Source organism: Richelia sinica FACHB-800 (assembly GCF_014698825.1).
Taxonomy (GTDB): Bacteria; Cyanobacteriota; Cyanobacteriia; order Cyanobacteriales; family Nostocaceae; genus FACHB-800.
This window is the reverse complement of the sequence record NZ_JACJTT010000034.1, coordinates 1-12,751: the sequence shown is the minus strand read 5'-3', so window position 1 is coordinate 12,751 and position 12,751 is coordinate 1. Positions and strand designations below refer to the sequence as shown.

At 37.7% G+C, this 12,751-nt stretch carries 10 protein-coding genes; 5 read left to right on the top strand and 5 right to left on the bottom strand.

From position 1 onward, the window contains the following. From ispE to H6G73_RS19065, 3 genes are all read left to right on the top strand, one after another. Window positions 1-948 (top strand): 4-(cytidine 5'-diphospho)-2-C-methyl-D-erythritol kinase, encoded by a 948-nt coding sequence (gene ispE / locus H6G73_RS19075; RefSeq protein WP_190607354.1) that lies wholly within the window; start codon window positions 1-3, stop codon window positions 946-948. Window positions 949-973: 25 nt separating this feature from the next. Beyond that, window positions 974-1,297 carry a DUF3082 domain-containing protein gene (locus H6G73_RS19070; protein WP_190607353.1) on the top strand — a complete coding sequence of 108 codons (324 nt, stop codon included), beginning with the start codon at window positions 974-976 and terminating at the stop codon, window positions 1,295-1,297. Window positions 1,298-1,525: 228 nt separating this feature from the next. After that, window positions 1,526-5,176 carry an NACHT domain-containing protein gene (locus H6G73_RS19065; RefSeq protein ID WP_190607351.1) on the top strand — a complete coding sequence of 1,217 codons (3,651 nt, stop codon included), beginning with the start codon at window positions 1,526-1,528 and terminating at the stop codon, window positions 5,174-5,176. A 277-nt stretch (window positions 5,177-5,453) separates the two neighbouring features. On the opposite strand, the gene H6G73_RS19060 is transcribed toward H6G73_RS19065, so the two are convergent. The 3 genes from H6G73_RS19060 to hemH all read right to left on the bottom strand — a co-directional run bounded on the left by H6G73_RS19060 (window position 5,454) and on the right by hemH (window position 9,026). Then, window positions 5,454-6,407, bottom strand: a complete 954-nt coding sequence (locus H6G73_RS19060) for an N-acetylglucosamine kinase (RefSeq protein WP_190607350.1) — start codon at window positions 6,405-6,407, stop codon at window positions 5,454-5,456. A 67-nt stretch (window positions 6,408-6,474) separates the two neighbouring features. Then, complete coding sequence (locus tag H6G73_RS19055; protein ID WP_190607348.1) at window positions 6,475-7,746, bottom strand: MFS transporter; 1,272 nt, start codon at window positions 7,744-7,746, stop codon at window positions 6,475-6,477. Between the two features lie 116 nt (window positions 7,747-7,862). Continuing rightward, on the bottom strand, window positions 7,863-9,026 hold the full coding sequence (gene hemH, locus H6G73_RS19050; protein ID WP_190607346.1) for a ferrochelatase: 1,164 nt from the start codon (window positions 9,024-9,026) through the stop codon (window positions 7,863-7,865). A gap of 93 nt (window positions 9,027-9,119) precedes the next feature. Between hemH and H6G73_RS19045 the strand changes: the two genes are divergently transcribed. Continuing rightward, window positions 9,120-9,743 (top strand): class I SAM-dependent methyltransferase, encoded by a 624-nt coding sequence (locus tag H6G73_RS19045; RefSeq protein WP_190607344.1) that lies wholly within the window; start codon window positions 9,120-9,122, stop codon window positions 9,741-9,743. A 10-nt stretch (window positions 9,744-9,753) separates the two neighbouring features. On the opposite strand, the gene H6G73_RS19040 is transcribed toward H6G73_RS19045, so the two are convergent. Then, complete coding sequence (locus tag H6G73_RS19040) at window positions 9,754-10,536, bottom strand: RDD family protein (RefSeq protein ID WP_190607343.1); 783 nt, start codon at window positions 10,534-10,536, stop codon at window positions 9,754-9,756. Between the two features lie 3 nt (window positions 10,537-10,539). After that, complete coding sequence (locus tag H6G73_RS19035; protein ID WP_190607341.1) at window positions 10,540-11,397, bottom strand: glycerophosphoryl diester phosphodiesterase membrane domain-containing protein; 858 nt, start codon at window positions 11,395-11,397, stop codon at window positions 10,540-10,542. An 85-nt stretch (window positions 11,398-11,482) separates the two neighbouring features. On the opposite strand from H6G73_RS19035, the gene H6G73_RS19030 reads away from it, so the two are divergent. Continuing rightward, window positions 11,483-12,454, top strand: a complete 972-nt coding sequence (locus tag H6G73_RS19030; protein WP_190607339.1) for a stage II sporulation protein M — start codon at window positions 11,483-11,485, stop codon at window positions 12,452-12,454. The last annotated feature ends 297 nt before the right edge of the window (window positions 12,455-12,751 follow it).

Here is a 12,751-nt window from a genome sequence, read left to right as displayed (position 1 = left end):
ATGCGTTCTTATAGCTTAATTGCGCCAGCCAAAATCAACCTCTACCTAGAAATTATCGGCGATCGCCCCGATGGTTATCATGAATTAGCGATGATCATGCAAACCATCAGCCTCGCAGACCAAATTGATATTCATGCTGCTAGCACCGATTATATCCGCGTCTATTGCGATCATCCCCAAGTGCCTACAGATAAAACTAACCTGGTTTATCGTGCTGCGGCACTGATGGCAGAACAGTTTCCCGATGCTTATAGTCAATTTGGTGGCGTAGATATCACCGTGAAAAAGCGCATTCCCGTAGCCGCCGGTTTAGCTGGTGGTTCCACCAACGCCGCAGCGGTCTTAGTTGGGATAAACTTATTGTGGAATCTGGGTTTAACCCAACCAGAACTAGAGGAATTAGGGGCAACTCTCGGTTCCGATGTCCCCTTTTGTATTGGGGGAGGCACAGCCATAGCTACTGGTCGGGGTGAAAAACTAGCCCCCCTCCCTGGTTTAGAGAACATCAATTTAGTCTTAGGTAAATATCGAAGTTTAGAAGTTTCCACCCCTTGGGCTTACAAAACCTATCGACAAGAATTTGGTAGTTCCTACATTCGAGATAGTGATGGTTTTGCGTCCCGTGCCCACGCTGTCCATTCTGGGGAAATAGTCAAAGCGATATCACATCAAGATACAGTAGCGATCGCTAGTAAATTACATAATGATTTAGAAAAAGTCGTATTGCCAGCATATCCCCAAGTAGTGGAACTGCGAGAATTATTCGCTCAACAACCAGGCGTTTTAGCAAGTATGATGTCTGGTTCTGGCCCTTCCGTCTTCGCCATTGTTGAATCTCCAGAACAAGCCGAAGTAGTGAAACAGCAAATTAGAACAGCCATTCCCAATCCCGATTTAGAATTGTTTGTAACCAAGACAATTGCCCATGGGATTAATCTAGCTGCCTGAAGTACCTACACCCCAAACCGAATTTATGAACGAACCAAAATTAACACCAACCACCACAACGCCCACAGATGTAACCACTAGTCCATTCCGGTGTTTAACGGGGTCAGTCATTTCCGGGGGATTAGCCTATGCTGCCTATTCCTTAATGATAGCGATCGCTACTACCTTTGCTGCTAAACCCATCCATACCGATAACGAAATCGTATTTAAAATAGCCTCAGCCGTCAGAACTCTAGTTGTCGGTGTAGTCGCTTTAGGTGCTGGAGTCTTTGGACTTGTAGCCGTTGGTTTATTAGCTTTAGGCGCACAAATATTATTACAACAACTCAGCAAACCGAAAAACAATTAAATTACTGCCAATCAAAAGGTAATACTAATTTTTTCTGAAGATGCACATAATAACACCCCTCTGTAGTTGCCTTTTGGCAAAGTAAATAATACTAATTCTCCCAAAGCAACCAACACATTGAATAAACCCCTCCCCAACCATCCCCGCTTGAGGGGATGGTGCGCTATTACCTACTTTAAAAAAGAGAAAAAGCTATACTTCACACTAATTAATAATTAATAAATTTGTATGGAAAAAAACAAACTAAAAGAGAAAATTGAACAACAAGAAAATCCAAAGCTTGAGTTTAAGAGTGAGTGGTATTCTGGTACTAATGAATTAGATGAAAAGGGTTGGGGAGAATTCTTAAAAGATTTAATTTCATTGTCGAATGGAAATTTAGGGTATGCAGGTGAATCGGCATATTTGATATTTGGTGTTGATGATAAAAAAGAAACATCCAATCAACCACGTCAACTATACGATGTATCCTATATTGATAATGTATTCAAACTTGAAGATTTGCGAAATACTACTTTAAGAAGATTGAGACGTGTATGCAGCCCTTCACCTCCAGATATTAAGTTGGAGTTAATATTATATAAGGAAAACATAAACATTTTAGTTATAGAAATTCCTCCTGCGGCTGATGTAATTAAACTTGATAGTGATTTACCCACTCGTGGTTTGACCTTTAGAAAAGGAACTGTACTAATTAGAGTTGGTCAAGATGTAGTTGTTGCAGATCCAACGGAAGTTTCAGCCTTAAAGAGAGAAATTCTTTCTGTTCCCTCACCTGCTAGAGTAAATAGCAAAAAAGTATTGCATAATTTGCCACAGCCTGATTATACAAATTTTGTAGGTCGTAAAGAAGAACTAGCCTCTTTACAAAAGCTTTTACATCCAAAGGATCGAGTTTGGGCTATTGTTATAGACGGTGTAGGTGGAATTGGTAAATCAGCATTAGCACTTGAAATTGCCCACTACTATCTAAATGAATTTGAAAAACTCCCTAAAGGTGAGGGATTTGAAGCAATTATATGGATATCAGCTAAATCGGCTATACTAACAGCAGATGGTATTAAATCACGACCGCAAGTTAACCAAAGTATCCACGATATTTATACTGCTATTGCAATTTGTCTGGAAAAAGATAATATCACTGATTGTCAATTTGATAATCAAAATACTCTTGTCAATCGTGAATTAAGTCATCAAAGAACGCTCTTAATTATTGATAATTTAGAAACAATAGATGATGAACGAGTTTATACATTTATACGGGAACTACCACCTCCAACTAAATGTATTGTAACTACTCGTCATCGGATTGATATTGCTGCGGCGATTCGATTAACTGGTATGAGTAAGGATGAGACATTCTTTTTAATAAGACAAGAAAGTGACAAGAAGAAGGTACAAATAAGTCAAGGAGAAGCAGAACTACTTTTCAAACGTACAGGAGGTGTACCGTTAGCAGTAGTCTGGAGTGTTTCTCAAGTTGCATACGGTTATGAAATACAAAATGTTTTCCATAGGCTTGGTAATGCACAGGGTGACATTGCCAGATTCTGCTTTGAAAATGCTCTGTCTTTAATTAAAGAAAAAGCAGCTTATACTTTGTTAATTTGTATCTGTATATCTACTTATAAAAATAATCGTGAATTTTTAGGAAAAATAGCAAACTTGTCAAAATTAGATACAGAAGATGGTTTGGTAGCTTTAGAGAAACTGTCTTTGGTTAATCAACAGAATGGATGTTACAATGTTCTCCCTCTGGTTAAAGAGTATATTTTGACTAAAATAGCTGATTTTGAATTTGATACTTTGAAAGAGATTATTTTACAAATAATTGAAGCGGATGTTCAATCAGGTTTTGATGCTTTTGACCTGATAAATCCTTTTGTTATAAATCATGAACTGAATGACAAACTGAGAAAGCTAAAAAATGAAATTACCATTACCAATAATATTGACTATCTGATAACACCAGAGATACGAGAATACATCAAGCTTTACTACGAAGAAAGATACGGTATTCTTAAAGTTCTGGGAATGCGTGAACCTGTTAAGTGTGAATCTGTTTATACAGCAGTACAATTTCTAAATGATGAAGCTATTCGTAGTTTTCCATCTATTGAGACATTGGAAAGATCATATCGTGAAGCAAAAAGACGGAGGTTCAATTCTCAAGGGCGTAAAAAACTGCCAGGAATTCAAGTTGTTAACGAAAAACAATATTTGATGGTGCTTGGTGAACCAGGTACGGGTAAGTCTACCTTTTTACGAAAAATGGGACTGGAAGCACTCAAAGGAAAAGAAGGAGAATTTAAACATGATTGTATTCCGGTTTTTATTGAATTAAAAAGGTTTACATCTAGCGAAATTAATATTGAAAAATTTATTATTGAAGAATTTCGTACTTGTAACTGTCCAGTTCCAGAAAAATTTACAGCTAAAGTTTTAGAACAAGGTAAATTATTAATTTTATTGGATGGTTTGGATGAAGTCCCTAGTCAAAACTTAACTACGACAATTAATAAAATTCAAAATTTTGTTGACAAATATGATAAAAATCGGTTTATAGTTTCCTGTCGAACAGCAGCTTATCGTCATAATTTCCGCCGGTTTACTGATGTGGCTATGACTGATTTTGATGATGAGCAAATTCAACAATTTATTAATAACTGGTTTCATCAAGAAGATGATAAACAAGCACAAACAAGTAATAAATGTTGGGAATTACTACAAAAGCCAGAAAATGAAGCTGCAAAAGAGTTGGCACATACACCTTTATTACTGACTTTTCTCTGTTTAGTATATGAACGTTCCCAAAATTTTCCTAATAATCGCAGTGTGTTATGTAGAAAAGCATTGCGGATATTGTTAGAAGAATGGGCTTCAGAAAAGCGAATTTTACGGGATGAAATTTATCAAGGACTGTATACAGATTTAGAAGAAGTATTATTATCAGAAATTGCCTATACAGGTTTTGTGTCTAATCGGCTGTTTTTCTCCCAACAGGAAATTGTTGAACAAATTAAGAACTTCTTATCAAGTAATTTAAATGCACCAGAGGATTTAGATGGTGAAGCGGTTTTAAATGCTATTGTTAGCAAACAAGGAATTTTAGTAAGACGTGCAGAAGATGTATTTTCATTTTCTCATTTGACGCTACAGGAATATTTAACAGCACAATATATTGATGATCATCGCCTAGTTGAAAAATTAGTTAATGAACATCTGACGCATAAACGCTGGAAAGAGAAATTTTTATTAGTTGCTGGGGTAATGCGGGGTGGTGCGGATGATTTGTTACTGTGGATGGAAAAGGAACTACAAAAATATATCAATACCCCAAAATTAACAGCTTTATTGACTTGGGCGGAAGAAGTCACAGTAGGCTCTCAAGGTGATTATAAACCAGTTGGGAAACGTGCAGTTGCCATAGCTATCATCAGTACCAACCCCTACGCTATCTCTATTGCTAATACCTACTCTATCTCTATCTCTATTGAGAATGCTATAACTATTACCAGTACAAACGACATTACTCAAGTTATTAATTACATTCGCAAACTTGAAGAATTAAAAATATTTAATAACGTTAATTTTACTATGTTAATTTGTGAACTTAATACACTGAAAACTAACATACCTGATAAAAAACAAGCACAGGCAGCTTATCGAACATTTATTCAGCGTATTCAACAAATTTTATTCAATGTTTTTAATCTTACACCAGATATGATTAACCTATCTGAGTCGGAGGTCGAATCTCTTGAAAATTATCTTTACGCAAATAACTTGCTCATTCAGTGTAAACAAGCATCTATTCGTGTGTCACCCAAACTTTGGGCAAATATTGAGGCGCAGATGTTGTTAGTTCCAAATGATTGAATAATTTCCTTATATCATGTGATTAATATTAGCCTAATTGCTTGAATTTTTATATCACTATACTGATTATATCCTGAAACCCATTATAGTCATACTATGCGATCACCCCATTACCATAGACGATCGCTATCATTATTAGTATAATTCCCCACTCAAAACAAACTCAACCGCTTTCCCACACCACCTTGAGGTTCAACAACCGAAAGTAACTCATTTCGTTTTTTAGCCATCAACTCCAAATAATACCCGCTGGAAGGATAAACTCTTGAATACACCACTAACAACAGCGAATATTTTCTAAAGCCAATAAAGCTGCACCATAAGCAGGTTCATACTTGGGAGAAATCACTTGCACTTGCGGAAACTTTTCCCCAATTAATCCTGCAAATTTGCCTTGCATATTGGCTTTACCTTGCCATACACCCCCAGATGTAACGATTTCACAGCCTTCATTATCGTGAAAAATTGCCTCAATTACAGTCGATGTTGCCTTGACTAAATCTTGCACAGCATCCTCAATAATGCGATTAGCTATAGCATCACCATTAACTGCTGCCGAATCGACAATTGCAGCTAAAGCGGCTATTTCTTTCACTCCCCACCCACGACGATAGACAACTTCAATTAAATCTTCTATATTTGCCAATCCTAAATGTTCTTGAAAACCAGCAACTAAACTAGTTGAAATTTCTCTACCATCATAGGATTTTAATGCCGCTTGCATCCCTGAAACTGCGATTTGATAGGCGCTACCTTCATCCCCTAAAATATGACCCCAGCCACCCACACGTTTTGTTTCACCAAGATGATTACGACCAAAAATAATTGAACCTGTGCCAGATATAGCTACAATTCCTGTTCCGTGACCAAGACCGCCAACTAAAGCAATAAAAGCATCATTACAAATGACAATACTATCTAGTTTTAATTGCCAATTTAAAGGCAAGTTTTGGTAAAACTGTAAATCCATTAATAAATCTTTAATTACTTCGATATCTCTAGGACGACTGACACCAGCCAACCCTAAACAAGCACCGATAATAGTTAAATCTTTTCTCTCGGCGATTGCTCTTTGAATTGCTAAATTAATGGAATTAATAGTATTAGATATGCCAATAGTTTGATAATTAGATGCACCTGCTTCACCACGTCCCACAACTTGACGATTCTCATCCATTAAAATACATACAGTTTTTGTCCCACCACCATCTATACCTAAAACGTAGCTCATGCTCTACCTGAAAAGTTAATTATTTTTTCAGCAATCAAAAAATTATTTTTATTAGCATTGAAATTGGTCACTTATCCAATTTTTCCTCTGCTAAAGGTATAAAAAATATAGTAATTATCCCTGGAATAGTCAATAAACAAACCAAAACAAAAAATAAAGGATATCCTAGAGATTTTTGAATAGTACCGCTAATTGCTCCCGGCAACATCAATCCCAAGGCCATCAAACCAGTGGAAATGGCATAATGAGAAGTTTTATATTCGCCTTGGCAAATGTACATTAAATAGACACTAAAGGCAGTAAATCCCAAACCATAACCAAATTGTTCTAAGGAAACTAAAGGATATATTAATAAGAGTCCGGGTTTATAATAAGCTAAATATACATAAAAAATATTAGGCAGATTTAAAGCCAATGCCATCGGTAATAAACATTTTCTTAACCCATAGCGGGCAATTAATACTCCACCTAAAATCCCACCAATGATTAATGATAAAACTCCATAGGTTCCGTAAACTAAGCCAAATTCATCTGTAGATAAACCTAATCCTCCCTGAGCAACTTCATCCACTAGAAATAATGCCGCAACTTTGAGCAGCATTGCTTCCCCAAATCGATAAAGCAAGATAAATGCTAGAATAGCGCCAATTTTTCCTTGCTGGAAATATGTTTTAATGATTTGCCAAAAGGGAATTGATGTTGCTGCTGGAGGCAATTTATTAGTTTTTTGAGATTCAGGAAAGGGTAAAGTAAAGCGATGATAAATAAATAAAATAGCAAATATCAGTGCTGCAAACCCGATAGTCATACTCCAACTCAGGGCAGTATGATAATTTAATTTATTTTCTAAATAACCAGCTAAAACTAATAAAAATCCACTGCCAAACAACATCGCCAAACGATAGAATAAGGAACGAATACCTACAAAAAAAGCCTGCTGTTCTGAATTCAGGGCAAGCATGTAGAAACCGTCTGTGGCAATGTCATAGGTAGCAGAAACAAATGCTCCTAAAGTGAATGCAGCTAAAGAGATAAAAAAGAAGTTTGGTAGTTGTAGGGATAAAGCCACTAAACTCAAGCAGCAACACATAGCAAATTGAGTTGTGAGTATCCATGTTCTTTTGGTGGCGTAAATATCCACCAATGGCCCCCAAAACATTTTCAATACCCAAGGAAGATACAGAAAGCTAGTCCAGGCGGTAATTTGGTTGTTATCTATTCCCAGCTTTTTATAAAGAACTACAGCTACTGTACTAATAATGACATTGGGAACTCCTTCGCCAAAATATAGTGTGGGAATAAATCGCCAGGGGGAAGGACTGGAAGGGTCAGTTGACATGGATACTCAATCCCAAAACTCAAATTTCACACCCACCATGGTGAGATTTGACAGGGCTGATGTCAAGATTTGATGATGCGCCAAGGGACGCATCCTCCCTTGAAGATAGACAGGATTTACAGAAGTCCCACAAGATGTAATAAACCTTGACCGGTAATTAATTCAATAATCAAGGCAATAAAACCAAGCATAGCAATACGGCCGTTCCAAACTTCCGCACTGGTGGTCATACCCCATTCCCAAGCTTCTGGAGGATACATTTTCACCTTTTTCTTCATTTGGGTGACTTGGGAAAGTTTGAGATTTGGTTCTTCTAGGGCATCAATTACCAAATCTGCTAATGCTTGAATAAACAAGGGATGGGTGTTAGGTGCAGGAACACGCTTAAAATTATGAATTCCCGCTTCTTCTGCGATTTCTCGATATTCAATGTCTATTTCTTGCAATGTTTCAATGTGTTCAGAAACAAAGCTAATGGGAACTACTACCAAGTCTTTTACACCCTTAGCGCCTAGTTCTTGCAGTGCGTCTTCTGTGTATGGTTGCAGCCATTCTACTGGGCCGACACGGCTTTGATAAGCTAAAGTGTGGTCATTGGGGCGTTTGAGGGTCTGCATAATTAAATAGGTGCATTCCTCAATTTCCTGTTGGTAGGGGTCGCCGGCTTCTTCTACATAACTTTTCGGTACACCGTGGGCGCTAAAGAAGATGTGGACTTGATCAGGATTTGGAAATTGATCAATTTCTTGGGCAATGAGTTCCGCCATAGCCCGCAGGTAGTTTGGTTGCTTGTACCAAGAAGGAATGACGGTGTAATCTATGCGTTGCAGTTTGGGGTCTTCTTGCCACAGTTTTTCTAATAGCCGGAAGCTCGAACCACTGGTACTAATAGAGAATTGGGGGTAGAGTGGAAGAATGACCAGCTTATCCAGGGTATCTGTGGTAAGTTGAGCGATCGCTTCCTCTGTATAAGGATGCCAATAACGCATTCCTACGTAAATATTAGCCTCTTGTCCCAACGCTGTCAGCTGCTCTTGCAGTGCCTTTCCTTGTGCTTCTGTAATCCGTCGCAGTGGTGAACCGCCGCCAATTTGCTTATAGTTTTCTTGGGACTTCCCAGTTCTGCGGACAGCAATAAACCACGCTAGGGGTTTCTGTAACCAGCGAAATGGTAGGCGAATAATTTCTGGATCAGAAAACAAGTTATACAGAAACGGCCCTACATCCTCTAACTTATCCGGGCCACCGAGATTGAGTAATAAAACGCCTACACGACCCATAGCAGTCACTTTCCCCCAATCCTTACAGTTTTTTTACTAATGTTAACAATATATCTTTATTAAATATAAAGCTTAACACTCAGGAAAGATTCAATGGCAACAATTTTAAGAGACTTAAGCTACCGTTATCAATGGCTTTACGATGGCATCTCCCGTTTAGCGGCTTTAAGCGTCGGGGGTGAGGCTCGATTCCGGCAATTGGCTTTGCAAGGCTTAACAATTGACTCAGGTAGTCAAATTCTAGATTTATGTTGTGGGAGTGGTCAAGCAACGGAATTTTTACTGAAGCTGTCACCAAATGTTACAGGGTTGGATGCTTCCCCTCGTTCTCTCCAGCGTGCTAGGAGTAATGTGTCTAATGCTACCTATGTAGAAGCTTTTGCTGAAAATATGCCCTTTGCAGATCACCAGTTTGATGTTGTCCATACCAGCGCAGCCTTACATGAAATGCAGCCTGAACAAATATGGCAAATCCTTCAAGAGGTTTATCGCGTGTTAAAACCTGGTGGATTATTTACTTTAGTAGATTTTCATCCCCCAACCAATCCCATATTTTGGCCTGGTGTGGCGATGTTTTTTTGGTTATTTGAAACAGAAACAGCTTGGCAATTGTTAAAAACAGATTTACCACAGTTGTTGACCCAAGTCGGCTTTAGTGTACCTGCACCTAAGTTGTATGCCGGAGGCAGTTTACAGGTGATTCAAGCACGAAAATGAAAATGATGTTTTAGTACAATTCTGATTGTTGATAAGCTAAATACACAGCTTCTAAAAACACATCAGCAGATATGTCTGCTGGTAAAGTTTCTAAGCCAATAATTGATTGTACTTGTTGAGATAATTTTAATGATAGGGATGCCTTTGATTTGTTAGACATGCCGTTACGCCGAAGTAAATATTCACGAATAATGGCAAAATCATCAGGTAATAACTGTGATAAATCTGCCATTTGTGATAGCTGTGAATAAAATGATTTTCCGCCTTCAGAAATGACTAAATTAGTGTTTTTATTCCCTGTGTCAGCTTGAATGACAATAGTTCCTGCTGCCAAGTCACCCAGCCGTTTTTCTGCCTGATTAAAAATAATTAAAAAAGCGCCAATAAATAATATTTCATCTATAGGACGAAGTAAAGCTCTCAGGGCAGCTTGTGGTAAACTTATGGGTCTGCCATCATCACGAATTACTCGAATTTTAGCGATCCGTTTACCAGGTGTTTGTCCATGCCAAATAGTTTCAAAAAAAACAAAGTAACCTGCGTAAATACTCGCTAAAATGAGTAAAGATATGGCTGTTAACCATAAACCAAAATAGGCTCCAAAAAATTCTACTCCTACATCCATTAATTGCTCGGAAATAAAGAGCCAGATGAAGATAAATAGGACGAGTAGGAGTGCTAAAATTTGATAATCAATGACTAAAGCTAAGGCACGACTGCCAATACCAGCCAGGGTAAACTCTAGTTCAACGCTTTCAGGTGTGCGGAATTTAACACGGTTGAATAAGTGCATAGTTCAAATCTCGCGATCGCGTAACTGTAAACCCAAACCCTCACGACGAGTGCGTAGATCAAAGTAAATCACAGCTTTAATTGTTTGCCAAAATGGTAGTATTAACGCCCCTGCACCAAAAGAGAGAGCAATGAGAAATACAGCAACCAGTAAGTTCATGAGCAATGAATTTTCTGAAAATATATATGCAAATAAATATTGAAGAATTGCGCTAACAATCTGTACCAGAATTTGTAAAGGCAGGGTTATTAATCCAGCAACAAAGGAAATTAGCATCAGTCGCCAAACATTACCTTTAGTTAGTTCCCAACTTCTACTAATGCTAGAACTAGCATTGACATTTTCTTCAATAGCTAGAGGTAAATCCACCAAATAGAATCGCGTAAATATCCAAAATAAAGCCAAGAAAATTACTAAATTGACGACGATATAAGCCAAAATCGTCATTAGTATCAATCCAATATTCTGTAACTGAAATGCTAGTGTACCAAAGATAGCCCCTATAGCGAAATTAGCTACAAACAATAAAGCTACTAAGCCTATCATTATGGCTAAACTGGCTCCAAATAGGAGAAACAATAACGTAAAAAACTTGCCAATTCGATAATTAACAAATCTTTCTCCTGATTCTACAGGTTCAGGTTGATTAACCAATTCGCCAAAGGATAACCGAGCAATTAATGCTGATAGTGCGTAAAACTTAGCCCAACCATAAAAGGGAACTAGTAACCAAAAATGAGCCTTTAAGGCTAATAAAATATATTCTTTGAGATGAGACCTATATAATCTCAATCCAGCACTCACCACATTACCTACATTCAGGGGCTGCATAGAGTTAGGTGAACCAAAATTTTTAGACATAGGCGTAAAATAAACGCTTTTGGAAATTAAAATACTGCTTTTCACGCTATCTTAATCTAAGTTCAACTTATTATTCTCAAACTTTATGAATATTCAACGTTGGATAGGACGAAAAGAAGTAAACTGGCAACGTTTAGATTCTTTGTTAAAGAAGCTAGAAACCAAGGGATTAAAATCTCTCCGGGCTGGAGAAATTCGCGAATTAGCCAGCTTGTATCGATCCGTAGCCGCAGATTTGGCTAGGGCCCGTACACAAAAAGCTGGTCAGACTTTAACTCAAAGTTTACAATCCTTAACTACTCGTGCCTATACTCAGATATATCAAGGTTCTCGACGGCAAGAATGGCAAGCAGTTGTAGATTTTTATTTATGGGGATTTCCATCTGTTGTCCAGAAAACATTTATTTATATTTTTATTGCTACAGCTTTATTTTTATTTAGTGCCTTAGTAGCTTGGTGGTACGCATGGCAAGACCCCGGTTTTTTAACGTTAATAGTCCCAGACCAGTTAATTTCTCAAGTCAGAGATGAAGGTAAGTTATGGATGGGTTCAATTGTGGGGATAGAGCCTTTGGCATCAACTAATATTATGATTAATAATATTTCTGTTTCCTTTGGTGCTGTGACGGGGGGAATTAGTGCCGGTTTATATACTGCTTATTTAATGGTATTTAATGGCTTATTAATTGGTGCCATTGGTACTTTGGTGGGGCAAAATAATCTTGCTTATCCATTTTGGGCATTTGTCTTTCCCCACGGTGCACTGGAATTACCTGCTATCTTTTTTGCGGGTGGTGCAGGTTTTGTGATTGCTAAAGCAATTTTATTTCCTGGTCAATATCGCCGTTGGGATGCCCTAAAGTTATCTGGTTCTCTTGCAGTAAAATTGGTATTTGGGATTATACCTTTGTTGGTAATTGCTGGTATTATTGAGGGATTTTTCTCCCCTAATCCAATGGTGCCTGATGAAATCAAGTATTTAACAGGCTTGAGTTTATTTATTCTGTTAGTCATGTATTGTCGAAGAAATCCATCAAGAAAATTAAAGGGGCGTTAAATTACGCCCTTTCTCAATTTTCTCTATCAAGCCCTAGATGAAAGTATGTCCTACGAAAATTGACTAATTTGTTTCTTTAACCTTAATTAGGGGTTTGGTAGTTTTGATCTGATGAATGGGTAGTTCAACGACAAATTCTGTGCCTTGATTTAGTTGGGAATGACAGTAGATTTTACCCTTGTGTTTATCTGTAAGGATTCAGGTCTAAATGTGAGGAATTAAAGAAGGAGTCTGCACAGCAGGGTTAACCATTGCTTTGATAGCTTGGTCAAAAAAGTCAATAACAGAACGTCCTTG

Bases quoted from the DNA above. Each gene is read 5' to 3' on its own strand.
- ispE (WP_190607354.1), top strand. From the start codon at position 1: ATGCGTTCTTATAGCTTAATTGCGCCAGCCAAAATCAACCTCTACCTA.
- H6G73_RS19070 (WP_190607353.1), top strand. From the start codon at position 974: ATGAACGAACCAAAATTAACACCAACCACCACAACGCCCACAGATGTA.
- H6G73_RS19065 (WP_190607351.1), top strand. From the start codon at position 1,526: ATGGAAAAAAACAAACTAAAAGAGAAAATTGAACAACAAGAAAATCCA.
- H6G73_RS19060 (WP_190607350.1), bottom strand. From the start codon at position 6,407: ATGAGCTACGTTTTAGGTATAGATGGTGGTGGGACAAAAACTGTATGT.
- H6G73_RS19055 (WP_190607348.1), bottom strand. From the start codon at position 7,746: ATGTCAACTGACCCTTCCAGTCCTTCCCCCTGGCGATTTATTCCCACA.
- hemH (WP_190607346.1), bottom strand. From the start codon at position 9,026: ATGGGTCGTGTAGGCGTTTTATTACTCAATCTCGGTGGCCCGGATAAG.
- H6G73_RS19045 (WP_190607344.1), top strand. From the start codon at position 9,120: ATGGCAACAATTTTAAGAGACTTAAGCTACCGTTATCAATGGCTTTAC.
- H6G73_RS19040 (WP_190607343.1), bottom strand. From the start codon at position 10,536: ATGCACTTATTCAACCGTGTTAAATTCCGCACACCTGAAAGCGTTGAA.
- H6G73_RS19035 (WP_190607341.1), bottom strand. From the start codon at position 11,397: ATGTCTAAAAATTTTGGTTCACCTAACTCTATGCAGCCCCTGAATGTA.
- H6G73_RS19030 (WP_190607339.1), top strand. From the start codon at position 11,483: ATGAATATTCAACGTTGGATAGGACGAAAAGAAGTAAACTGGCAACGT.